General features: G+C 72.9%; 22 protein-coding genes and 1 pseudogene. 12 read left to right on the forward strand and 11 right to left on the reverse strand.

Annotated features, from left to right (window positions below; all coding sequences use genetic code 11):
• Positions 1–121: 121 nt before the first annotated feature.
• From BS80_RS03525 to BS80_RS03535, 3 genes are all read right to left on the reverse strand, one after another.
• Positions 122–562: a MarR family winged helix-turn-helix transcriptional regulator gene (locus BS80_RS03525; RefSeq protein WP_051965845.1), complete on the reverse strand. Its 441-nt coding sequence runs from the start codon at positions 560–562 to the stop codon at positions 122–124.
• An 88-nt stretch (positions 563–650) separates the two neighbouring features.
• The gene (locus tag BS80_RS03530) at positions 651–1,034 is read right to left on the reverse strand and encodes a DUF3037 domain-containing protein (RefSeq protein WP_035792420.1); all 384 of its coding nucleotides are present in this window, start codon (positions 1,032–1,034) and stop codon (positions 651–653) included.
• 4 nt (positions 1,035–1,038) lie between these two features.
• Complete coding sequence (locus BS80_RS03535; protein ID WP_035792423.1) at positions 1,039–1,806, reverse strand: HipA family kinase; 768 nt, start codon at positions 1,804–1,806, stop codon at positions 1,039–1,041.
• Positions 1,807–1,942: 136 nt separating this feature from the next.
• Between BS80_RS03535 and BS80_RS03540 the strand changes: the two genes are divergently transcribed.
• Both BS80_RS03540 and BS80_RS03545 read left to right on the forward strand, forming a co-directional pair.
• Positions 1,943–3,301: an NAD(P)/FAD-dependent oxidoreductase gene (locus tag BS80_RS03540; protein ID WP_035792426.1), complete on the forward strand. Its 1,359-nt coding sequence runs from the start codon at positions 1,943–1,945 to the stop codon at positions 3,299–3,301.
• 116 nt (positions 3,302–3,417) lie between these two features.
• Positions 3,418–4,857, forward strand: a complete 1,440-nt coding sequence (locus tag BS80_RS03545; RefSeq protein ID WP_051965847.1) for a glycoside hydrolase family 47 protein — start codon at positions 3,418–3,420, stop codon at positions 4,855–4,857.
• A 52-nt stretch (positions 4,858–4,909) separates the two neighbouring features.
• Here the strand turns inward: BS80_RS03545 and BS80_RS03550 are convergent, their stop codons facing one another.
• Both BS80_RS03550 and BS80_RS03555 read right to left on the reverse strand, forming a co-directional pair.
• Positions 4,910–6,088 carry a GDSL-type esterase/lipase family protein gene (locus BS80_RS03550; protein WP_051965849.1) on the reverse strand — a complete coding sequence of 393 codons (1,179 nt, stop codon included), beginning with the start codon at positions 6,086–6,088 and terminating at the stop codon, positions 4,910–4,912.
• A 188-nt stretch (positions 6,089–6,276) separates the two neighbouring features.
• Positions 6,277–7,629, reverse strand: coding sequence for an aminotransferase class I/II-fold pyridoxal phosphate-dependent enzyme (locus BS80_RS03555; RefSeq protein WP_035792429.1), 1,353 nt, complete (start codon positions 7,627–7,629; stop codon positions 6,277–6,279).
• 35 nt (positions 7,630–7,664) lie between these two features.
• Between BS80_RS03555 and BS80_RS03560 the strand changes: the two genes are divergently transcribed.
• The 10 genes and pseudogenes from BS80_RS03560 to BS80_RS03600 all read left to right on the forward strand — a co-directional run bounded on the left by BS80_RS03560 (position 7,665) and on the right by BS80_RS03600 (position 15,829).
• On the forward strand, positions 7,665–8,360 hold the full coding sequence (locus BS80_RS03560) for a pyridoxamine 5'-phosphate oxidase family protein (RefSeq protein ID WP_035792432.1): 696 nt from the start codon (positions 7,665–7,667) through the stop codon (positions 8,358–8,360).
• Positions 8,354–8,980, forward strand: a complete 627-nt coding sequence (locus tag BS80_RS03565) for an FMN-binding negative transcriptional regulator (protein ID WP_035792435.1) — start codon at positions 8,354–8,356, stop codon at positions 8,978–8,980. Before BS80_RS03560 ends, BS80_RS03565 begins: the two co-directional genes overlap by 7 nt.
• An 82-nt stretch (positions 8,981–9,062) precedes the next feature.
• On the forward strand, positions 9,063–10,544 hold the full coding sequence (locus tag BS80_RS03570) for a sugar porter family MFS transporter (RefSeq protein ID WP_083974149.1): 1,482 nt from the start codon (positions 9,063–9,065) through the stop codon (positions 10,542–10,544).
• Positions 10,545–10,717: 173 nt separating this feature from the next.
• Positions 10,718–11,434 (forward strand): dienelactone hydrolase family protein, encoded by a 717-nt coding sequence (locus BS80_RS03575; RefSeq protein WP_035792438.1) that lies wholly within the window; start codon positions 10,718–10,720, stop codon positions 11,432–11,434.
• Positions 11,435–11,695: 261 nt separating this feature from the next.
• A pseudogene (locus tag BS80_RS43760) lies at positions 11,696–12,034 on the forward strand (MFS transporter); the annotation flags it as partial.
• A gap of 62 nt (positions 12,035–12,096) precedes the next feature.
• Positions 12,097–12,873 carry an MFS transporter gene (locus BS80_RS43765; RefSeq protein WP_332262142.1) on the forward strand — a complete coding sequence of 259 codons (777 nt, stop codon included), beginning with the start codon at positions 12,097–12,099 and terminating at the stop codon, positions 12,871–12,873.
• An 81-nt stretch (positions 12,874–12,954) separates the two neighbouring features.
• Positions 12,955–13,311: a hypothetical protein gene (locus tag BS80_RS03585; protein ID WP_157535837.1), complete on the forward strand. Its 357-nt coding sequence runs from the start codon at positions 12,955–12,957 to the stop codon at positions 13,309–13,311.
• A 34-nt stretch (positions 13,312–13,345) separates the two neighbouring features.
• Complete coding sequence (locus tag BS80_RS03590) at positions 13,346–14,128, forward strand: glucosamine-6-phosphate deaminase (RefSeq protein ID WP_035792442.1); 783 nt, start codon at positions 13,346–13,348, stop codon at positions 14,126–14,128.
• A 244-nt stretch (positions 14,129–14,372) separates the two neighbouring features.
• On the forward strand, positions 14,373–14,993 hold the full coding sequence (locus tag BS80_RS03595) for a cyclodeaminase/cyclohydrolase family protein (protein WP_035792444.1): 621 nt from the start codon (positions 14,373–14,375) through the stop codon (positions 14,991–14,993).
• Positions 14,990–15,829: a bifunctional 5,10-methylenetetrahydrofolate dehydrogenase/5,10-methenyltetrahydrofolate cyclohydrolase gene (locus BS80_RS03600; protein ID WP_035792446.1), complete on the forward strand. Its 840-nt coding sequence runs from the start codon at positions 14,990–14,992 to the stop codon at positions 15,827–15,829. Before BS80_RS03595 ends, BS80_RS03600 begins: the two co-directional genes overlap by 4 nt.
• 198 nt (positions 15,830–16,027) lie before the next feature.
• Here the strand turns inward: BS80_RS03600 and BS80_RS03605 are convergent, their stop codons facing one another.
• From BS80_RS03605 to BS80_RS03630, 6 genes are all read right to left on the reverse strand, one after another.
• On the reverse strand, positions 16,028–16,687 hold the full coding sequence (locus BS80_RS03605; RefSeq protein WP_035792453.1) for an MSMEG_1061 family FMN-dependent PPOX-type flavoprotein: 660 nt from the start codon (positions 16,685–16,687) through the stop codon (positions 16,028–16,030).
• Between the two features lie 81 nt (positions 16,688–16,768).
• Positions 16,769–17,317, reverse strand: coding sequence for a GNAT family N-acetyltransferase (locus BS80_RS03610; protein WP_051965851.1), 549 nt, complete (start codon positions 17,315–17,317; stop codon positions 16,769–16,771).
• A 160-nt stretch (positions 17,318–17,477) separates the two neighbouring features.
• Complete coding sequence (locus BS80_RS03615; RefSeq protein ID WP_035792455.1) at positions 17,478–18,197, reverse strand: Type 1 glutamine amidotransferase-like domain-containing protein; 720 nt, start codon at positions 18,195–18,197, stop codon at positions 17,478–17,480.
• A gap of 122 nt (positions 18,198–18,319) precedes the next feature.
• The gene (locus tag BS80_RS03620) at positions 18,320–19,546 is read right to left on the reverse strand and encodes a PP2C family protein-serine/threonine phosphatase (RefSeq protein ID WP_035792458.1); all 1,227 of its coding nucleotides are present in this window, start codon (positions 19,544–19,546) and stop codon (positions 18,320–18,322) included.
• A 177-nt stretch (positions 19,547–19,723) separates the two neighbouring features.
• The gene (locus tag BS80_RS03625) at positions 19,724–20,311 is read right to left on the reverse strand and encodes a hypothetical protein (RefSeq protein WP_157535840.1); all 588 of its coding nucleotides are present in this window, start codon (positions 20,309–20,311) and stop codon (positions 19,724–19,726) included.
• A complete protein-coding gene (locus BS80_RS03630; RefSeq protein ID WP_198045416.1) occupies positions 20,308–21,819 on the reverse strand; it encodes an alkaline phosphatase family protein in 1,512 nt (503 codons plus the stop codon). Before BS80_RS03630 ends, BS80_RS03625 begins: the two co-directional genes overlap by 4 nt.
• Positions 21,820–21,950: the final 131 nt, after the last annotated feature.

A 21,950-nucleotide genomic window follows, 5' to 3' on the forward strand; every position in this document is an offset into this window, starting at 1 on the left:
CCGGATCATGATCGGAGGAGGACCGGGCGCGGCACCCCGGTCCTCCTCCGAGCTGGCAGCGCGGGCAGCACCAGAGCCCTCCTCGCCCGCCTGCGTCCCTGCGCCAGCGCGGGATCCGGGCTCAGGCCACCAGCAGGGGCAGCACCTGGCGGCAGAGGTCGTTCAGGATGGTGCGCTGCTCGGGGCCGAGCGAGTCGAAGGCGTGGTGGGTGCGGGTCATGTCGGCCCGGACCAGGCGCAGGACCTCGGCGCCCTCCGGCGTGATGGTGACCATCTTGACCCGGCGGTCGGCGGCGGCGGCCTCCCGGCGGGCGAGGCCGAGCGTCTCCAGGCGGTCGACGATGCCGGTGACGTTCGAGGCGTCGCAGCCCAGGCGGCCGGCCAGGGCGCGCATCGGGACCGGCTCCAGCACCGCGGCCAGGGCCTTGGCCTGCGAGGAGCTGAGCCCGTGCCGGCCTGCGGCGGCGGCGAAGTCCAGGAAGTACGCGGAGCCCACGGCGGCCACCGCCTCCATGAGCTCGGCGGTGGTCACGGGAGGAACGGCGGTCGTCATCGGGGCCATGCGATCAGGGTACGCATAAACGTTTTAATGACTCCAGTTTCGAATCTGCCAAGCAGCCCGCAGGGCTCCCGGACCTGGACTCCCGGAGCTACCGGACCAGCAGGTCGAAGAGGTGGTCCAGCTCCGCTGCCGGGTCGGCGGTCAGCCCGGTGTGCACCGGGCCGGGCTGGACGACGGCGCTGCGCGGCGCGGTCAGCCAGCGGAACCGCTGCCCGGCGCTGTCCCCGGCCGCCGGACCGGCGGCCGCACCGCCCTCGCAGACCGCCTCGACGCCGCGCAGCGCTCGCGCCACGCCGTCCAGGTCCACCGCCGGATCGAGCGCCAGCAGCTTGGCCGGCGCCAGCAGCGTCCGGGCCGACAGCCGGCCCGCGTGGCGGCAGTAGAGCAGGACGCCGAGGTTGACGCACTCGCCGCGCTCCACCCGGGGAACCGCCCGAATCAGCGCGTACTCGTAGTCGTGCAGGGTCGTCACCGGGTCACCTCGGGGAGTCGGGCAGGACGGGCAGCCAGTCGCGCGGCCCCGCCGCCCGGGCGCAGAGCTGTGCGACGTACGCGGCGCGGACCGCGTCGGGGCTCTCGAAGCCCGGCTCGTCGTGCAGGAACTCGTCGGGGATCCGCGCCGCCGCCGTCGCGAACAGCTCGGCGGTGGCGAGGGGGGCCAGTGCCCGGTCGGCGGCCGCGAGGTCGGGGGCGAACCGCGCGAGGGCGTGGTCGCCGGCGTCGTAGCGGCGACGGGTCCAGGCGGCGGCGCCGGGCCAGTGGTGATGGAAGATCAGGCTGGCGCCGTGGTCGATCAGCCGCAGCCCCCCGTCGGCGACCAGCAGGTTGGGGTTGCGCCAGGAGCGGTCGACGTTGCCGATGAGCGCGTCGAACCAGAGCACCCGGCCGGCCAGAGCGGCGTCCACCTCGAAGCAGAGCGGGTCGAAGTTAAGCGCGCCGCTGAGGAAGGCCAGGCCGACGTTGAGGCCGCCGCTGGCCCGCATCTGCTCCTGGATCTGCTGCTCGGGCTCGCTGCGTGCCAGCACCGGGTCCAGGTCGATCCGGACCAGCTCGGGCACCGGCAGGCCGAGCTCGCGGCCGAGTTCGCCGGCCAGCACCTCGGCGACCAGCGCCTTGCGTCCCTGGGCCGCGCCGGACCACTTCAGCGCGTAGAGACGGCGGTCGTCGCCCTCCACCAGGCCCGGCATCGAGCCGCCTTCTCGCAGTGGCGTCACGTACCGGATCGCCGTTACCTCTCGGAGCACGCACACCACCCTACCCATCGGCGCCGTTGCGGTGGCGGGGGCCCTTGCCGCATGCCAGGGTGGCGAGGAAGCGGCCGGGAGCGGACAGACCATCAGCGACCGGCCGGCACCGGACCGGCATTGTGAGGCAGACGTCATGGAACGACCTCGGATCCTGGTGGTGGGCGGCGGCTTCGCCGGACTGGAGTGCGCCCGTCGGCTTGAGCGCAAGCTCGCCCCCACGGAGGCGCAGATCACGCTGGTCGCCCCGTTCAGCTACCAGCTCTATCTCCCGCTGCTCCCGCACGTGGCCGCCGGGGTGCTCACCCCGCAATCGGTCGCGGTCTCGCTGCGCCGCACCCTGCGCCGGACCGACATCATCCCCGGCGGTGCGATCGGGGTGGATCCGCGCTCCAAGGTCTGCGTGATCCGCAAGATCACCGACGAGGTGGTCGCCGAGCGCTACGACTACCTGGTCCTCGCCCCCGGCAGCATCACCCGCACCTTCGACATCCCGGGCCTGAGCGACTACGCCCGGGGCATGAAGACGCTCGCCGAGGCGACCTACGTCCGCGACCACGTGATCGCCCAGCTCGACCTGGCCTCCGCGACGCTGGACCAGCACGAGCGCGAGTCCCGGCTGCAGTTCGTGGTGGTGGGCGGCGGCTACGCCGGCACCGAGACGGCGGCCTGCCTGCAGCGGCTCACCACGGCCGCGCTCACGCGCTACCCCCGGCTGGACCCGCGGCTGATGAAGTGGCACCTGATCGACATCGCCCCCAAACTGATGCCCGAGCTCGGCGACCACCTGGGCACCCGGGCGCTGGAGATCCTGCGCAGGCGCGGCATCGAGGTGTCGCTCGGCGTCTCGGTGGCCGAAGTGGGCCCGGAGACGGTGAAGTTCACCGACGGCCGGGTGCTGCCCTCGCGCACCCTGATCTGGACGGCCGGGGTCGCGGCCAGCCCGCTGATCGGGACCCTGGACGCGGAGACCGTGCGCGGCCGGATCGCGGTCACCGCCGAGCTGCGCGTGCCGCAGTACGAGGGCCTGTTCGCGCTCGGGGACGCCGCCGCGGTGCCGGACCTCGCCAAGGACGACGGCGCCGTCTGCCCGCCGACCGCCCAGCACTCGGCGCGCCAGGGCAAGCGGGCGGCCGACAACCTGATCGCCACCCTGCGCAACCAGCCGCTGCAGCCGTACTTCCACAAGGACCTCGGCCTGGTGGTGGACCTCGGCGGCAAGGACGCGGTCTCCAAGCCGGTGCACGTGGAGATGACCGGGGTACCCGCCCAGCTGGTGGCCCGCGGCTACCACCTGATGGCGATGCGGACCAACGCGTCGAAGTTCCGGGTCGGCGCCAACTGGCTGCTCAACGCGACCGCCGGCGACGACTTCGTGCGCACCGGGTTCCTGGCCCGCCAGCCCGCGCGGTTGCAGGACTTCGAGTACACCGGCGCCTACCTCACCAGGGACCAGGTCCGCGAACACGCCCAGGCGCTCCAGGCCAGACAGTAGGCGTCAATCCCGTGCGGGACGGGTCAGCAGGACGAGTGGTTTGCCCTCACCCGTCCTGGTGACCCACCGCACCCAGGAGGACGGACCGCCGAGCGGACGGCTAGCGTCCGGTGCCCATGCGCCCCCTCCCCGCACCCGCCGTCCCGCTCCCCCGCCGCCGCGCCGTCCTCGGTGCGGCGGCGGGGGTGTTTCCGCTGCTGCCCGTCTCCCGCGCGGCGGCAGCGGCCGCCCCGGCCCGGCGGGCGCCGCTGCCGACCGACGCGACGGTGGCGCGCGAGGTGCGCGAGGAGTTCCTGCACGCCTGGGAGGGGTACCGGCAGGCCGCCTGGGGTTACGACGAGGTCCGGCCGCTCTCCGGCGGGCGACACGACTTCTTCGCCGACGGCCAGAGCTTCGGGCTCTCCGCCGTCGAGGCACTGGACACCCTGTATCTGATGGAGCAGGACGCCGAGGTCGCACGCGTCGCCGACTGGATCGAGGCGCACCTGGATCCGGCCGCCGACGCCGAGGTGCACGTCTTCGAGGCGGTCATCCGGCTGGTCGGCGGGCTGCTCGCCGGCTACCTCTGCACCGGGCGGAGCGGGCTACTGGACCGCTGCCGGGAGCTGACCGACCGGCTGCTGCCGGCCTTCACCGCCTCGCCCACCGGCATCCCGTACACCCGGGTGAACCTGCGCACCGGCGCGGTGGCCGGCACCGCGCCGCCACTCGCCGAGATCGGCAGCAACGTGCTGGAGTTCGGCCTGCTCTCCCGGCTCACCGGCGACAACCGCTACTACGCGGCGGCCAAGCGCGCCTACCGCGCGGTGCTGGACCGCCGCTCGGCGCTCGACCTGCTGGGGACCACCCTGCACACCGAGACCGGCCAGTGGCTGGACACCACCTCGTGTGCCCCCAACCCGCCGGTGGACTCCTTCTACGAGTACCTGTGGGCCGGCGGCGAGTTGCTGGGCGACCGTGAACTCACCGACTGGTACCGGCTGCTGACCGACGCCGTGCTGCGCCACCAGCTGGTCCGGCAGGACGGCGCGACCTGGTTCCAGCAGGTCGGCGCCACCGACGGCGCGGTGCTCGGGCAGGCCCAGTCGGAGCTCGCCGCGTTCTACGCCGGGCTGCTCGGCAAGGGCGGCGACCTCGCCACGGCCCGCGCCTACCACCGCTCCTGGAGCGCCGTGCTGGAGTGCCACCCGGTGCTGCCCGAGGAGCTGGACTTCGGCACCGGCGCGCTCACCTCGGTCCGCGACGACCTGCGCCCGGAGTACGCCAACGCGGCCTTCGACCTGTGGCGGCTGACCGGCGACGCGGAGTACAAGGAGTCGGCCTACCGCTACTTCCAGGGCCTGCGCGGCAACCTGCGGGTCCCCGGCGGCTACACGGTGGCGCAGGACGTCACCACCTCGCCGATCACGTTGGGCGACCTGACCCCGGGGTACTTCTTCGCGGAGAACCTCAAGTACGTGTATCTGATCTTCGCCGCCACGCCACGGTTCGACTACGCCAACGGCCTGCTCTCCACCGAGGGCAAGGTACTGCGCGGTGCCGTCCGCCGCAGGTGAGGGGCGGCGGACGGCACCGCAGTCCACAGAGCCGGTGTCCGGAGCCGGCGGCTCAGGACGCGGACGTCAGGTACATCCCCGAGGCGTCCGTACCGGGGGTGTTGCGGCAGGCGTAGTCGCTGCCGCTCTGCGCCCACAGGAGCGTGAGGCAGCGGCCCAGCGCCAGTTGGGCGTAGTAGTTCGGGTGCATCGACTCCTGGACCGTGCCCTGGGAGGCCGACAGGCCCTCGTCCACGAACCGCGCCCACTCGCTGGTGGTGGCCGACGGCGCCGTGCCCGGGGCGGCCTGCTGGTCGCTCGTGGAGCAGACCTCGCGGCCCTGCAGGAAGTCGCGCAGGTCGAGGAACTGCACTCCGCGACCGGCCGCGACGGCCGCCAACTGTTCGGAGATCTCCGGGACCATGGTGTCGCGGGCCCAGTCCGAGTCGGCGTCCCAGAAGGGACAGCCGCCGGCGTCGGCGCGGTCCCAGCCGCTCTCGGAGTAGCGGTTCTCCGAGCTGCGCGGGATCGGCGACGGGTAGGACTGCAGGACGATCCGGTAGGAGGAGGCCGCGTAGCCGTCCTTGGACATCGCCGCGCGGATCTCGTCGATCGACTTGCCGACCCCGGCCATCGCGGTGCTCATCTTGGAGTCGATGGCGGCCTGCTCGTCGCTCGCGCAGTAGGAGTCCCAGATCAGGTAGTCCTTGACGCAGCTGGTGATGACGTCCGAGAAGCCGAGGTCGTTGCCGCCGATCGAGAGCGTGATCAGCTTGACGTTGTTCTTCGCCGCGACGGTGGCGAGCTGGTCGGCCTGCGGCGCCTCGCCCTTGAGGCTCTGGCCGCCGTCGGCGGCGCGGAAGACGTTGGCAGTGGTGGCGCCGGAGCAGGCCAGGTTGATCTGGGTCTGGGAGATCCCGGCGGCGCTGCGGATCTCGGCCGAGTCCGAGCGGTCGCACCCGCTGGCGTAGGTCGAGCCGTAGACCGCCGACGGGTTGTACCCGCTGCCGTTCCAGGAGCGGTCGGTGCCGTCCCGGCTCCCACTGGCGGTGTCGCTGTTGCCCTGCCAGCGACCGGCCTCGCCGGAGATGTAACTGTCGCCCATGGAGACGCTCGCGGTGGGGAGCGAGGCCGCCCGGGCGGGGGTGGCGAGCGCCAGGAGGCTGGTGGCGCAGAGCGGGAGGGCCAGCAGGCCGGCCAGCAGGCGGTTGGATCCGGGGACGCGCGTGGTGCTGAGGCGACTTTCGAGCACGGCGGAACTCCTGCGATCAGCGCCTGCCTGAGGTGGGGCAGGGAGGCGCTACGAGTGAGGGTGGGCCGCCGGCCGGTGGCGCTGAGAATGTGACATGCCCGCGGTTGTTACCGCTAGGTATCTGCAGCACCTTTCTCGCTGAGTTACCGGCCGGTTCTCTTCCGTCGTCCTCACCGTCCCCGGGGGCCTCAGACCAGGCGGGAGGCACCGCCCGAGGCGCCCAGCACGTCGGCGAGGTCGGCGGCCAGCCGGGGTGCCTCGGCGGGGTCCAGCTCGGCCACCGTGATCCGGATCGCGGGCTCCGAGTGCAGCCGGTAGCGGATGCCGGGGGCCACCGCCCAGCCGCACTGCGCCATCGCCAGCACGGTGCCGGTCTCGTCCGCCACCGGGATCCAGACGTTCAGGCCGCTGGCGCCGTGCGCGCGGATACCGTGGCCGGCCAGCGCGGTCAGCAGGGCCTCACGGCGTTGGCGGTAGATTCCGGCGATCCGCTCCACCGGCGCAGCGTCGGCCCGCCACAGCTCGGCGGCGGTGCGCTGGAGCAGGTGGCTGACCCAGCCGGTGTCCAGCCGCTGACGGCCGAGCAGCCGCACGACGGTGTCCCGATCGCCCGTCAGCACGCCCAGTCGCAGGTCCGGGCCGAACGCCTTGGCCATCGAACGCAGCACCGCCCAGCGGGTGGTGACGGCTCGTCGGTCGGGACCGCAGGAGAGCGTCTGGAACGGCAGGTCGACGATGCCGTGTCCGTGGTCGTCCTCGATCAGCAGCGTGCCGGGGTACTGCGCGAGCACTGCTCTCAATTCGGTCGCCCGCTCTGCGGTGAGAGCGGCGCCCGTCGGATTCTGCGCGCGGTTGGTGATGAACAGGGCCCGGGCACCGGCGGCCAGCGCCTCCGCCACCGACTCGGGGCGCGGGCCCTGGTCGTCCAGCGAGACCGGGATGGTCCGCAGCCCGTGCGCGGGCAGCAGGTCGAGCAGGCTGCCCCAGCCCGGGTCCTCGACGGCCACCGAGTCGCCGGGGCGCAGCTGGACGGCGAGGATCCGGTCGATCGCGTCCAGCGCGCCGGCCGTGACGGCCAGCGGGCCGTCCGGCACCGCGTCGGCGCGGAAGCTCGCGGCGGCCAGCGCCAGCAGCTCCGGCTCGGCGGCGGCGTGGCCGTAGAGGACGGGCGCCCGGTCCAGGGCGGCGGCGGCCAGCGCCACCGCCGGGGCCAGCGGCGGCAGCAGCGCCGGGTCGGCGTTGCCGGTCGAGAGGTTGCGGGCGTGCGGCGGGACGGGGACCCGTTGCTCGTCGCGGGGCGCGCTGCTGGGCCGTGAGCGGACCCGGCTGCCCTTGCGCCCGGCGGTCTCGATCACCCCGCGGTCACGCAGCTGCCGGTAGGCGGCGGCAACGGTGTTGGGGTTGACCCCCAGGTCCTCGGCGAGGTCACGCAGCGGGGGCAGCCCCTGGCCCGGACGCAGCTCGCCCGATGCAACGGCGCGTTCGACGTCGGCGGCAATCTCCGTGGCGCGCCGACCCTGAATCCGATAGTCTCCTAGCACAAAGAAGATTATGCACTAGTACATAGAGGTTTGTCATGCCGACGGACACGACCCTCCCGGACGCCGCCGCGAACTATGCCCGGACCTCCCGCACCACGCCCACCCGTTACAAGGACCGGGCGACCTGGGAGCGCGAGGCGATCCACCGCATACTCGACAGCAGCTGGATCTGCCACCTCGGCTTCGTCTCGGACGGCGCCCCGGTCGTCCTGCCGACCATCTTCGCCCGGGTCGAGGACCGGCTCTACGTGCACGGCTCCACCGGCAGCCGCCCGCTGCGCGGCGCGGGCGCCGACCAGGGCATGCCGGTCTGCGTGACGGTGACCCAGCTGGACGGCATCGTGCTGGCCAAGTCCGCCTTCAACCACTCCGTCAACTTCCGCTCGGTGGTGGCGCACGGCGTCGCCCACCAGGTGACCGACCCGGACGAACTGACGGTCGCGCTGAACGCCCTGGTGAACCACGCGGTCCCCGGCCGCTCCGAGGACTGCCGCCCGGCCAACGCCAAGGAGCTGGCCGCGACCGCGGTGGTCCGCCTCGTCCTGGACGAGGTATCCGCCAAGACCCGTGACGACGACGCCGACGACGACGAGGAGGACCGCGGCCTGCCGCACTGGTCGGGTGTCGTCCCGGTCTCCACGGTCTACGGAACGCCCGTCCCGCACCCGGACAGCACCCGCGAACTCCCGGACTACCTGCGGGGGTTCCAGCCACAGGACCCCGCATGCTGATCCGCTCCTGGGACCGCGGCAGCGAGGCCGAGTGGCGCGCCTGGATGGCCGGGCGCGACTTCGGCGTGCTGGCCGCCAACTCCCCCGAGGGACCGGTACTGGTCCCGCTGCACTTCCTGCTGGACGCCGACCGCGGCGAGATCCTGCTGCACCTGGCCGCGCCCAACCCGCTCTTCGCGGCCGTCCGCGCCGATCCGCACGTCACCCTCGCGGTGACCGACGACTACGCCTTCGCGCCCGGCCACTGGCGGGAGGGCCAGGTGCCGACCAGCTACTACGCCTCGGTGCAGTTCCACTGCCTGGCCGAGCCGGTGGAGGACGCGGCGGGCAAGGCGGAGATCCTCAACCGCCAGCTCGCGCACTTCCAGCCGGAGACCCCGCAGACCCGGGTCGTCCCCGGCGCCGAGCCGTTCGGCCCGCTGCTGTCGGGGCTGCGCGGCCTGCGGCTGACCGTGCGCGAGGTGCGGGCCAAGTTCAAGTACGACGACAAGAAGCCGGTCGAGCAGCAGGCCGCGATGGCCCCGCTGCTGGCGGCCCGCGGCGGCCCGTCGGACGCCGGCGCCCGGGCCCAGCTGCTGCGCCGCAACGCGCTGCGAGCGGGCGGCTGCCCGCAGGGGTGAACCGGGCCCGGGTGGACCAGGCAGCGGTGCACCGGGCAGGGCCTCTCGGGTGCGACATGGCGTCATACCGGTTTCATTGCGGATGAGTCGGGCAGGCGCCTGGTCTGATGGAGATCGTCTCGCCCAGTCGGCCGCACCCCGGGAGCCTGCCCTGTCCACCACTCAGCAAGCACCGTCGGCGGACCACTCCCACCTCGGCCACGTCGTCTTCATCTCGGCGGCCGCGGCCATGGGTGGCTTCCTGTTCGGCTACGACAGCGCGGTCATCAACGGCGCCGTCACCGGCATCCAGAAGCACTTCAACGTGGGCAGCGGAGAGACCGCCTTCGTCGTGGCGATCGCCCTGCTCGGCTCGGCGGCCGGCGCCGTCGCGGCCGGGCGCCTGGCCGACCACCTGGGCCGGGTCAAGACCATGTTGCTGGCCGCGGTCCTCTTCGCGGCCAGCGGTGTCGGCTCGATGTTCCCGCCCAGCATCCAGGTGCTGGCCACCTGGCGGGTGCTCGGCGGTGTCGCGATCGGCATCGCCTCGGTGATCGCCCCCACCTACATCGCCGAGGTCGCCCCGACCGCCTACCGCGGCCGGCTCGCCTCCTTCCAGCAGATGGCGATCGTGCTCGGCATCACCATCTCGCAGCTGGCGAACTACGCCCTCAACTCGGCGGCCGGCGGTGAGTCCACCGGCCACCTGGGCGGCATCCAGGCCTGGCAGTGGATGCTCGGGGTGGAGACCATTCCGGCTGTCATCTACGGCGCGATGGCGCTGGCCATCCCGGAGTCGCCGCGCTACCTGATCTCGATCGGCCGCGACGACAAGGCCCGCGGCGTCCTGGCGGAGGTCGAGGGCACCGGGGGCGACCTGGACGCCCGGATGGCCGAGATCAGGGCGGTGCTGGACACCGCCCACAAGCCGAAGCTGAAGGACCTCACGAGCGGCCCGTTCCGGCTGCTGCCGATCGTCTGGATCGGCATCGGTGCCTCGGTCTTCCAGCAGTTCGTCGGCATCAACGTGATCTTCTACTACTCGTCCATCCTGTGGCAGTCGGTCGGCATCAACGAGAGCAACTCGCTGCTGATCAGCCTCTCCACCTCGATCGTCAACGTGATCGGGACGGTGATCGCGATGGTGCTGGTGGACCGGATCGGCCGCAAGCCGCTGGCGCTGGCGGGCTCGATCGGGATGACCGCCGCACTGGCCACCGCCGCCTGGGCGTTCTCCTACCGCAGCGGGACCGGCACCACCGCGACGCTGCCCAGCCTGCAGGGCACCGTGGCACTGGTGGCGGCGCACGTCTTCGTGCTCTGCTTCGCCTTCTCCTGGGGCGTGGTGGTCTGGGTGCTGCTCGGCGAGATGTTCCCGAACAAGATCCGCGCGCTGGCGCTGTCGGTGGCGGCCTCGGCGCAGTGGCTGGCCAACTGGGCGATCACCGTCACGTTCCCGGACCTGGCCGACTGGAACCTGTCGGCGACCTACGTCATCTACGCCTGCTTCGCGCTGCTCTCCATCCCCTTCGTGGTCCTGTTCATCAAGGAGACCCGCGGCCGGGCCCTGGAGGAGATGGGCTGAGCCGCCGCGGCGCGGGCGGAGTGATCCACGACACGCCCACGGCTGAACGGGACTGACGGACACTCGCCTCCCCGCCCGCATAGCATCGTGCCCGCGGGCCGCCAGGCCCGGCCGCTCGCGCACCGCGCGGCGCCGCCGCTCCGCCGCTCGCGCGGCTCACCGGGAGAAGCTCGATGGCCGACTCCGCCGCCGCCCACCCTGGCAACGCCCGACAGAACGTCACCTTCCCCAGCGGCGGAGGCCGAGCCCACGGGTACCTGGCGCTGCCGCCGAGCGGGCACGGGCCCGGCCTGCTCGTCGTCCAGGAGTGGTGGGGGCTCACCGCCCACATCGCGGACCTGGTCGACCGCTTCGCCGCCGAGGGCTTCGTCGCCCTCGCCCCCGACCTCTACGGCGGCGCCGTCACGCACGACCGCGCCGAGGCCGCCGAGCTGCTCCACAGGCTCCCGGCCGAGCGCGCGGTGCGCGACCTACGAGGCGCCGTCGACTTCCTGCTCGGCCACCCGGCGCTGGAGGGGGACGCGGTGGCGGTGGCGGGATTCTGCATGGGCGGCGGCTTCGCGCTGCGGCTGGCCGCGCTGGAGGGCGACCGGGTGGCCGCCGTGGTCCCGTTCTACGGCCTCCCCCGGGAGCCGGGCTACGACTACCGCGGCCTGACCGCGCACGTGCTGGGCCACTTCGGCGAGCGCGACCGCTCGCTGCCGCAGGACGTCGTGGACGAGGCGGCGATCCTGATCGGCGAGGCCACCGACCGCCGTCCCGAGTTCCACTTCTACCCCGCCGGCCACGCCTTCATGAACGACGAGAACCGGCCCGGCAGTTACGACGACCTCCAGGCCAAGATCGCCTGGCGGCGGACGCTCAGCTTCCTCCGCGGCCACCTCGGCTGAACTCCCGGCGGCCACCGGGAGCCGCCGCGACCCCTGCGAGCAGCACACTCGTCGGGCAAACGGGTCGAGCGAAGGTCGTTCGCACCGTGGACACAGGCCTGTGCCACCGTCATAGTCGAGCGGGTGGCGTACCGAACCGACGAAGACCCGACGACAACCGGTCGCTTCGCCTGGGCCGGGCGCAGCTACCTGATCCAGACCGGCGCGACGGTGGTCAGCGGCCTCGGCAACGCCGGTGCCCCGATCGCGACCGCCTTCGCGGTGCTGCACATGGGCGGCGGCGCGACCGAGATCGGCTATGTCACCGGCGCCCGGCTGCTGGCCACGCTGGTCTTCCTGCTGATCGGCGGCGCGGTCGCCGACCGGCTGCCCCGGCACCGGGTGATGGTGGCCGCCAACGTCGGCAACGCGCTCTCCCAGGGCGTGCTGGCCGCGCTGGTGCTGGCCGGCTCGGTACGGCTCTGGCAGCTGGTGCTGCTCTCGGCGGCGGGCGGGGTGGGCCAGGCGTTCTTCGCCCCGGCGGCCGAGGGCGTGATCATGGAGTCGGTCGACCAGCAGCAGGCCCCGCGGGCGTTCGCGCTGTTCCGCACCGCGCTGAACTCCTCGCTGATCGGCGGCGCGGCCCTGGGCGGCGCGCTGGTGGCGGCGGTCGGCCCGGCTGGGTGCTCACACTGGACGCGGTCTGCTTCGCCGCCGCCGGCGCCCTGCGACTCTTCCTGCGCCCGCCTGCCCCGCTGCCCCGGCGCGAACCCGGCCCTGGCATGCTCGCCGACCTGCGGGACGGCTGGCACGAGTTCACCTCGCGCCGCTGGCTGTGGACGGTGGTGGTCCAGTACGGCGTGGTGAACGCCTGCCTGTTCGCGGCGGAGTCGGTGCTCGGCCCGATCGCCGCCGACCAGCGGCTCGGCGGCGCCGGACCCTGGGGTCTGGCGAACGCCGCGATGGGGGCCGGCCTGGTGGCCAGCGGCCTGCTGATGGTGCGCTGGCAGCCGCGCCGGATCCTGCTGGCCGGCAACGTCGGCGTGCTGCTCTTCGCCCTGCCGGCGGTCGCGCTGGCGGGCGCCGCGCCGCTGCCCGTACTGGCCTGGGCGATGTTCGCCTCCGGCACCGGCGGGACGCTCTTCGGCGTCTGCTGGATGATCGCGCTGCAGCAGGAGATCCCGGCCGAGAAGTTCTCCCGGGTGGCGGCCTACGACTGGTGCGGCTCGGTCGCGCTGGCGCCGATCGGCACGGCGGTGGCCGGCCCACTGGCCGGGGGCCTCGGCCTGGACGGCGCGCTGTGGGCGTGCGCCGCGGTGATGACCCTGCTCTCGCTGGTGGTGCTGGCCGTGCCGGAGGTGCGCCGGCTGGCCCGCACGTCCGGCGCGGCCGCGACACCGGCCTCCGCCGGCGCCACCCCAGCGGCCGTCCCGTCCGGTGTCCCGCACGTGGCGGCCTGAACCTGGCCGCCGCGGCACAACCTTCCGGGCGCGGTGCTGGTCGAACCTGTCGGGGCCGCACCGCCCGGGGAGGGAGACCCGTTGCCACGAGCCGTACTCTGCTTCACCGTTGACGAAGCATCAGATCCGGTGGCCGAATGCTGGCTGGTCGAGCTGGCCGGCGTCGACGGCCGCCGCTACGCCTACCGCGTGTACGCGCCACGGAACGCGACGCCCGGCGACCTGTTCTGGTCGGCCCTACATCACCACGAGGAGGGCCCGCTCCCCCGCGTCCTGGACCTCTTCGACACGGCGCTGATCCGGCCGCTGTGGAACCTCTGCGAGCAGGCGGCGGCCCGCGGCGTCGTCGGCGACGAATCGGACACGATCGCGTCCGGGCAGGGCACGGCAGGCGAGCGGAATGGACCTGAGGGAGGGATTCACGACAGAATGGTCTAGACCTCCACGTCGATTCCAGAAATGGTGGACCAGCATGGAAATCGTGATCGTGCCCGACGCCGTCGCCGGCGGCAGCCTCATCGCCACGGCGATCGCCGATCTGCTGATCGCCAAGCCCGACGCACTGCTCGGCGTGGCCACCGGCTCGACCCCGACGCCGATCTACCAGGCACTCGCCGCGCGCGTGGCGGACGGCAGCGTGGACGCCTCCCGTGCGCGGATCTGCCAGCTGGACGAGTACGTCGGCCTCCCGGCCGGCCACCCCGAGTCCTACCGCTCGGTGGTCCTGCGCGAGGTCGTGGAGCCGCTCGGGCTGACCGAGGCGTCCTTCCTGGGCCCCGACGGCAACGCCCCGGACATCGCCGCCGCCGCGGCGGAGTACGACCGCGCGCTGGCCGAGGCCGGCGGTGTCGATCTCCAGCTGCTCGGCATCGGCACCGACGGCCACATCGGCTTCAACGAGCCCTGCTCGTCACTCGCCTCCCGGACCCGCATCAAGACGCTGACCCGGCAGACCCGCGAGGACAACGCCCGGTTCTTCGACAGCCTCGACGAGGTCCCGCACCACGTGCTCACCCAGGGCATCGGCACCATCCTGGAGGCCCGCCACCTGGTGCTGCTCGCCACCGGCGAGGCCAAGGCCGAGGCCGTCGCCCTCGCCGTGGAGGGCCCGCTGTCCGCGATGGTGCCCGCCTCGGCCCTGCAGCTGCACCCGCACGCCACCGTCGTCGTCGACGAGGCGGCGGCGTCGGGCCTCAAGCTCGCCGACTACTTCCGCGACACCTACGCGGCCAAGCCCGTCTGGCAGGGCCTCTGAGCGGTTCGTTGGTGGGAGTGGGACGTCTGCGACCGACGAGGGCGGCAGCCCCGCCGCCGGTCCGCCGGCGCCGGCCCGGGCAGCACGCGTTCTGACGCGTCGTCAGCCCGGGCGGGTGGGCGCGGCGCGGTCGCCGGACGAACCAGCGGAAACCGGGGTGCGTAGAATCATGCCCCGGGGCGCTGCCCGCAGTGCCGCGCGCACCCGCCCTCCCCACGACACACCGACTCCCTGAGGGAGACAGATGCGCGACCTGACGATCGGCGAGTTCCTGCGGCAACTGGGGGCCCGGGTGCCCGCGCCCGGCGGTGGCGCGAGTGCCGCGCTGCACGCCGCGCAGAGCGCCGCCCTGCTGAGCATGGTGGCCCGCTACAGCACCGGCGAGCGCTACGCCGAGGTCGAGGACGCGATCACCCGGATCCTCGCCGAGGCCGAGGAGCTGGGCGCCACCGCGCTGCGCCTCGCGGAGGAGGACGCCGCCGCGTTCACCGCTGTCACCGACGCCTACAAGCTGCCCAAGGCCACCGACGAGGAGAAGGCGGCCCGCTCGGCCGCCATCGCCCGGGCCCTGGTCGGCGCCGCCCAGCCGCCCGCCGCCACCATCGCGGCCGCCCGTCGCCTGGTCGAGCTCGGCGAGGAGCTGGCGCCGATCGGCAACCGCAACGTCCTCACCGACGTCGCGGCCGCCACCGAGGCGGCCCGCGCCGCAGCCACCACCGCCCGGGTCAACGTCGAGATCAACCTCGGCGGGATCAAGGACGAGGCGGTGCGTGCCGAACTGCTCGCCGCCACCGCCGATGTCGACCAGATCGCCGCCGCGGCCGAGGCCGTCACCAGTGCGGTGCGCAAGGAGATCACCAAGTGACCGCGAACGTTCTCGCCGGCGGCCCGCTCGCCACCCGGATCCGTACCGACGTCGCCGAGCGCGCCGCCAAGCTCACCGAGCAGGGCCGCACCCCCAAGCTCGCCGTGGTCACCGCGACCGACGACGAGGCCAGTGCCTGGTACGTCCGTTCGATCGCCAAGGCCGCCGGCAAGGTCGGCATCGACTGCGACATCGTCGACCTCGGCGCCGCAGCCTCCGCCGCGGAGATCACCGCCACCCTGGAGCGGCTCTCCGCCGACGACGGCGTGCACGGTCTGATGCTGCAGACCCCGCTGCCCAGCGGCGCCCGGCTGGAGGAGCTGGCCGGTGCGATCGCCCCGGCCAAGGACGTGGACGGCGCGAGCCCGCTCTCGCTGGGCCGCCTCGCCGCCGGCCTCTCCGCCTTCGCCCCGGCCACCGCCGAGGCCGTGCTGGCCGTGCTCGACCACTACGAGGTCGAGCTGCAGGGCAAGCACGTCGTGGTCGTCGGCCGCTCGACCGTGGTCGGCAAGCCCGCCGCGCACCTGCTGCTGGACCGCAACGCCACCGTGACGGTCTGCCACTCCCGCACCACCGACCTGGCCGCGCTGACCAGCACCGCCGAGGTCCTGGTCGCCGCCGTCGGGCGGACCGCCCTGATCACCCCCGCACACGTGCGCCCCGGCGCGACCGTGATCGACGTGGGCACCAACCCGACCGAGGACGGCGGACTGGCCGGCGACGTCGACCCGGCCGTGGCCGAGACCGCCGGCGCGCTCACCCCGGTGCCGGGCGGCGTGGGCCCGGTCACCACCGCGCTGCTCCTGCGGCACACGGTGCAGGCCGCCGAGCGCTGACAGCATCGGTAGTACGCCGGATTCGTCCGGGCGTCGCTGCTGCCAGGAGGCAGCCCGCGCCCGGACGTCCGGCGGAACCGACAGACCGTCGGGCTGATCTCCGCCCGCAGCTGTCATGACCCCTCCCGCCCCCGGCGCAGCCCGTCAGCTCAACCGCTCACACGTCGGCGGCCGGGCCGTGGAGGCTGAGTCAGGCCGTTACGCGTAGCGGTACTTCAGCGAGTCCGCCTCCGCCTGCTCGATGTCGGCGATCGTCAGCTCCGGCATCCGCAGTTGGGCCAGCATCACCTCGGCCGAGGCCGGCTGGGCGTCCGCCGGCAGCCACTGCTCCGGCTTCCAGGCTGCGCTGCGCAGCAGCGACTTGGGGCAGTGCGGGTAGACCTCTTCGATCCCCAGCACCAGCGCACTGGCCGGTGGCTTTCCCACGGCGGTCAGTTGCGACAGCAGGTCCGGGCGAGTGGAGACGCAGGCCCTGCCGTTGACTCGGAGGGTTGTGGTGCGCCCCGGGATGACGAAGAGCAGTCCGGCCCAGCCGGTGGCGATGACGTTCTGCAGGGTGTCCAGACGCTTGTTGCCGGTCGCGTCCGGTATCGCCACCGTCCGTTCGTCCAGGACGGCGACGAACCCGGCGGGGCCGCCGCGCGGGGAGACGTCGCAGTGGCCCTCGGCGTCCGCGCTGGCGATGAACACCAGCGGCGAGCAGCCGATCAACCGCCGGGTCTGCTCGGTGAGCTCGGTCATCTGCTTGCGCACGGCCGCTTCGCCGGGGAGTTCGTAGGCCCGGCGCAGCGTCTCCTGGTCGGGCACGGCGTCCAGGCGGAGCGAGTCGAAGGCACTGCCGGCGAGGGGTGTTGTCATATCTGCGACCCTAACGGGCGGACTCGCGACTGATCTTGGGGGATACCGGGACGGCCACCCGAGGTGTCCGGTGCGTGAGGCTCAGCGTGCCCGGGAGCACACGCCGAGCCACTGCTCGGCGCCGTAGTCCTCGAAACGCTCCACCTCGGTGAACCCCAGCTTCGCCGCGACGCTCATCGAGGCCTCGTGGGCGGTCTGCGTGGAGAGCACCACCGGCTCTCCGGGATGCGCGTCGACGAACCAGTCGAGCGCCGCCGCGCACGCCTCGGTGGCGTACCCGCGTCCCCACACCTGCGGCAGGAACATGTACCCGAGCTCGGGCTCCAGACCCTCTGGACGGATGTGCCCCTTACGCTCCGGGTCGCGCCGATCGAGCGTGATGACACCGATCGTTGTTCCGTCGAGCTCGACCACGAAGAAGCCGAAGCGCCGCCCGGGCACCTCGGGCATCGCGCGCTCGAGCTCGTCACGCGGCCGGGCGCCACCGACGTAGGTGCCCACCTCTGGCGAGGCGGCCAGCTCGATCAGCGCAGCACGGTCCCGGGCCTCGGACTGGCGGAGCACGAGCCGCGCAGTCTTAATCGGGGCGGGTGGCCAGGCGACGGGATGCGCAGTGATCTCATCCGACACGGAACGGCTCCTGGTTCTCTCGGCCGGACGGTCCGACCGCCTAAGGACTCCGAGACAACGGCTTCTGACGTCGTCACACCTCGAGACGTGCTCCGCCGAGATGCCGGTTGCGTTCGCCCGGAAACGAACGATCGCTTCAGCCAGTCACCGACCTCCCTGCTCAGCGCACCTGGCCGAGCCGGAGCCGCTCACCGGCGCGGTACGCGCGCACCGTGACACCCTGGACGCCGGCCCGCACCAGGTGGACCCGGCCGAGGCCGCGGACCTCGGCCTCGGTGCCGTCCACGGCCAGCACGGTGTCCTCGTCGATCGCGACGCCGGAGGTTGTCAGATCCCGCGCCACCGCCTCGATCAGCCTCGGCAGGGTGCCCCACTGGGCGGCGTGCACGTCCACCGTGACCTCGACCAGGCCGAGCCCCGGGCGGACCTCGATCTCCTCCAGGTCCTCGGCGGTCTCCTCCGGGCAGACCCGCACGCCGTCCGAGAGCCAACCGCCCACCAAGGCACGCCGGGCGGCGATCACGGCGCCCGCCGAGAAGCCCGCGTACGGGAGCGGGCGGCGGGCGAGGTACGCGGCGAGGGGTTCGGCGATCGCGTCCTGGTAGGCCGGGGTCAGGCCGCCGCAGACAAGGACAGCGTCGACCGAATCCAGGACCGACGCGTCGAGCGACCCGCCGATGGGCACCAGCACTGCTTCCGGGCGGCAAGGCGCCGTCCTGCGCAGCGCGTCCGCCCAGCGGGCAGCCTGCTCCGGGCCGTCGCCCTCGTCGAGGTAGATGCAGGCCACCGCCGGATCGGGGCCGGCCTGCGCGAGGAACGGCCCGTAGACCTGCCCGTACGCCGCCTCGTTCCACCCACCACCGATCAGATGAACCGTCATCTGCCCCTCCTCGCTCATGGTCGCCGCGCCACAGTAGCCGCCGGAGCGAGCGGCAGCACGATCATTTTCGCCGGCCCCGGTGCTCACCGCCCACCCCCGGGGTTCACCGGTAAGCCCTGGCGTCAGAGCCGGACGATGACCAGGGCGGTGTCGTCCGTCGCACCGCCCGCCGGGAGAAGGTCGAGCAGCAGGGCATCGGCGAGGGCCTCAAGGGCCAGCCCGCTGTGGCGCACCAGGGAGGCGGCGAGGCGGGCGAGGCCGGTGTCGATGTCCTCGCGTCGGCGTTCGATCAGGCCGTCCGTGTACAGCACGAGCGTGTCGCCCTCGCGGAACGCGGTGGTGGCCTGGGGGCGGGGGACGTGCTCAGGGCGCGCGCCGAGCGGCGGGTCGGTGGCCTGGTCCAGGAACTCGACGCTGCCGTCGGTGTGCAGCAGTGCGGGCGGGGGATGTCCTGCGCTGCTGTAGGCGAGGGTGTGGGTGTCCCAGTCGATGTAGGCCTCCACCGCCGTGGTGCTCTCGGCGCCTTCGACCGAGCGTGCGTACAGGCCCAGGACCTCCAGCGCGCGGGCGGGGCCGTCGGCGACGAGCGAGGCCGCGCTCAACGCGCTGCGGAGCAGGCCCATGACGCAGGCGGCCCGAAGGCCGTGGCCCACCACATCTCCGACGGCGACCGCGATGCGGTCACCGGGCAGGTCGACCAGGTCGTACCAGTCGCCGCACACGTTCAGCGCACCGACGGCGGGCCGGTAGCGCACGGCGGCCCGGTGGTGCCCGACCCGCCTGGGGGCGGGCAGCATCGCCTCCTGCAGAGCCAGGGCCACTTCGCGTTCGCGGGCGTGGGCCTGCCGCAGCCGCTCGTTGAGCTCCTGCAGCTCGCGGGCCCGGGTGTAGAGCTCGGCCTCCAGCACCCGGGCCCGGCTGCCCTTCGGGCCACCGCGGGCCCTGATGAGCTCGGTGACCTCCTCCACCCGGTGCACCAGCAGCACCACCCGGCCATCCGGCCCGAACACCGGCGCGTTGACCGGGCTCCAGTAGCGCTCCTGCCACTCCCCCGGCCGCTCCACGGACTCGACGTCGTACCGCTGCAACGCCATGGCGTCGCGCTCACCGCTCTCCAGCGCCCGCTTGAGCGACGCCTCCAGGTTCCGGGCGCCCGTCGCCGCAGGGTCGTTCGGATTGTCGGGGAAGACGTCGAAAAGCTGCCGGCCCACCAGCTGCTCGCGCGTACGGCCCGACATACGCACGAACTCCTCGTTCACGTCCGCGTACACCAGCTCGGGAGTCAGCACCGCCACCATGCCGGGCAGCGCCTGGAACACCGCCGCGTAGTCGATACCCGGATCCGTCATGCCAGTCCGCCTCAGGCTCGCCGCGGTCGTGTGGTTCAACCATAGGAGCGGAAGCCGGACGGCCGCAGATCAGAAGGACCCATGAGGTGGTTCGCGGTCATCCGGTCGAGGAGCCGGCCCAGGCGGCGGAGGACGCACGGGCCGCGGTCATGGGCCAACGCGGCCGACCGCAGCCGTTCAGTCGAGTTCGACCTCGAAATCCCAGGTGGCAAGCGGCCTTCCCGCGTTGTTCCAGGTCAGCGTGGAGTGGCCGGCCGCGAAGGTCCCGGAGAGGTGCAGGACGCCGTCGCGTCCGGGCACGGCGGTCACCGAGGCGGCGTCCACGGTGACCGGGATGCTCCGGCCCAGCTCGTCGGTGGCCACCAGGTCCTGTGCGCTCAGCTGCTGGCTTCCCGTCAGGACGTGCAGCCGCACGGTGACGGTGCCCGGGGACTGGGTCGGCGGCGCGGCGCCCGGCGAGGGGGCCGTGACCGCCAGGTCGGGCCCGGTTGCGGTGATCTCGCCCTGCTGGGCTCCCAGGTCGAGGTGGACGGCGTCGCCCATGGCGACCAGCTGCGCGTGTCCGGGGACGGCGGTGGGCACGATCGGTGCGGCCGGCGCGCTGGGGATCGGCACCCGTCCCAGGTCCGGTGCCTTCGCCGCACTCGCGCACCCGGCGGCGCCGGCCAGCAGCAGGAGCGGGACGAGCAGCACGGCCGCTGGACGGCGACGGCCGAGGCCGCGCCCACGGGGGGCACGGCCTCGGCTGCTGGAACGCTCGGTCACTTGCCGGCTCCGGGCTTCAGGCTGTCGTCGACGGCGGTGGGGCCGGTGAAGGCAGGTGCCACGACGGCTGCCTGGTCCTGCGGCTGCTGCGCGGTGGCCGACCAGACGCCGTTGCTGCCCATCGCGGCCGGCTGCATGGCCCGCCCGCTCGGGTTGGTGTAGACGTCGGGGCCGAACGGGCGCAGGCCCGGCGTCGCGGCGTAGCCGAGGTGGCCGTGGCCGTCGGTGCCGCCCTTGGTGACGTGGAAGAGGTCTTCCATGCTGCGCAGCCACGAGTAGTGGTTGTACGGCTGGTCGCTGATCGTGCCGGGCTTGATGTAGCGGGAGATGAGCACCGAGCCGGTGATGCCGCCGCCAGGGGTGGTGTCCTGGCCGAAGGCCTGGTCACCGGGCTGGGTGACGTTCGGGCCGGGCAGTTCGTTGCAGCAGGCCACCACGGACTGGGCGGTGTCGGTGGGGGTGTTGAGCGTCGGGTCGGTGTTGCCGGTGTAGTCGGCGGTGGAGTTGCCGTAGAGCTTGTAGGGCGGGAACGCCTCGTCGAAGGTGATGTCGATCATGCCGCCGTCCTGGAAGGCCGGCGAGGCCATGATCTGCGGGATCCACTTCTGCAGGAACAGGTCCGAGGCGTAGAGGCCGCCCTGGTGGTTGTTCGGGTCACCCGAGCCGTTGTCGCCCTTGCAGGTGGAGTCGTGCGCGTCCGAGCAGTTGTCCGGGGTGATCCAGGAGAACGCGGGCGTGCTGGCCTCGCTCTGCAGATCCTGGGCCAGGCCGCTCACCGCGTCGTGGCCCGGCTGGGCGGCGCGGCCGTCCAGCGGGACGACCTGCGCGCACTCCTGCGGGTCGTCGATCAGCGAGTGGAACCACGCGGTCGGGTTGTGCTTGGGCACGTACTGGTCCTGCGCCGTCGCACCTCCCGGGTCCACCACGCCCGCGCCCGACGGGTCGCCGGGGACGCCGCACTTGTACGGGTCCTCGCGGCCGGGGGTGTTGCCCATGTCCTGCATGTAGGCCTTCCAGCTGACGTTCTTGTCGTCGAGCTGGTTGAACAGCGTGTACACCGAGTCCGGGTACACGCAGCCCGAGGCCGCGTGGATCTGGCCGTCGGCGGCGGGCGTACCGGGCGCCACGTCGGTGTACTGCGGACAGTCGCCCTGGGTGGCAGGCGCCGGGGCCTGACCGCTGACCGCGCTGATGTAGTTGTCCAGGCTGTAGTGCCCGGTCCCGTAGTACTGGCGCAGCAGTTCGCCGTACTGCGGCAGGGTCTTCCACAGGTAGCTGTTCTGGTTGAGGCCGGTGAACGAAGCCTCGTACGACTTGTTCTCCAGCATGATCATCCAGACATGCTTGATCTTCGGCGGCTGGAAGTTGTGCGAGTCGGCCGACGCCGGGCCCGCTCCGCTGCCGCCCACCAGCCCCGCCGCGGCCAGCGCCCCCGCCACCAGCGTCGCGGCTATCCGCGGTCGGCTGGCCTTGCCCGTCCGGCTCAGCCGGAGTCCCCTGAGATTCATGGACCCTATGCTCGCGGGCACTCTACGCGCGTGCACCCACCGGAAAGTAAATCTTGCGTGAACCTCATGTCGCTGAAGTGTGACCGTACTTGTGCCTTCGCCAGGCATCGTCCAGCCCCTGACCGACTCCC

This window comes from Kitasatospora mediocidica KCTC 9733 (genome assembly GCF_000744225.1).
In the GTDB taxonomy this organism is placed as follows: domain Bacteria; phylum Actinomycetota; class Actinomycetes; order Streptomycetales; family Streptomycetaceae; genus Kitasatospora; species Kitasatospora mediocidica.

Coding starts and splice junctions, on each gene's coding strand:
- BS80_RS03565 (WP_035792435.1), top strand. CDS start 8,354: ATGCTGATCCGCTCCTGGGACCGCGGCAGCGAGGCCGAGTGGCGCGCC.
- BS80_RS03620 (WP_035792458.1), bottom strand. CDS start 19,546: ATGACGGATCCGGGTATCGACTACGCGGCGGTGTTCCAGGCGCTGCCC.
- BS80_RS03595 (WP_035792444.1), top strand. CDS start 14,373: ATGCGCGACCTGACGATCGGCGAGTTCCTGCGGCAACTGGGGGCCCGG.
- BS80_RS03525 (WP_051965845.1), bottom strand. CDS start 562: ATGGCCCCGATGACGACCGCCGTTCCTCCCGTGACCACCGCCGAGCTC.
- BS80_RS03540 (WP_035792426.1), top strand. CDS start 1,943: ATGGAACGACCTCGGATCCTGGTGGTGGGCGGCGGCTTCGCCGGACTG.
- BS80_RS03590 (WP_035792442.1), top strand. CDS start 13,346: ATGGAAATCGTGATCGTGCCCGACGCCGTCGCCGGCGGCAGCCTCATC.
- BS80_RS03615 (WP_035792455.1), bottom strand. CDS start 18,197: ATGACGGTTCATCTGATCGGTGGTGGGTGGAACGAGGCGGCGTACGGG.
- BS80_RS03605 (WP_035792453.1), bottom strand. CDS start 16,687: ATGACAACACCCCTCGCCGGCAGTGCCTTCGACTCGCTCCGCCTGGAC.
- BS80_RS03575 (WP_035792438.1), top strand. CDS start 10,718: ATGGCCGACTCCGCCGCCGCCCACCCTGGCAACGCCCGACAGAACGTC.
- BS80_RS03560 (WP_035792432.1), top strand. CDS start 7,665: ATGCCGACGGACACGACCCTCCCGGACGCCGCCGCGAACTATGCCCGG.
- BS80_RS03630 (WP_198045416.1), bottom strand. CDS start 21,819: ATGAATCTCAGGGGACTCCGGCTGAGCCGGACGGGCAAGGCCAGCCGA.
- BS80_RS03545 (WP_051965847.1), top strand. CDS start 3,418: ATGCGCCCCCTCCCCGCACCCGCCGTCCCGCTCCCCCGCCGCCGCGCC.
- BS80_RS03570 (WP_083974149.1), top strand. CDS start 9,063: ATGAGTCGGGCAGGCGCCTGGTCTGATGGAGATCGTCTCGCCCAGTCG.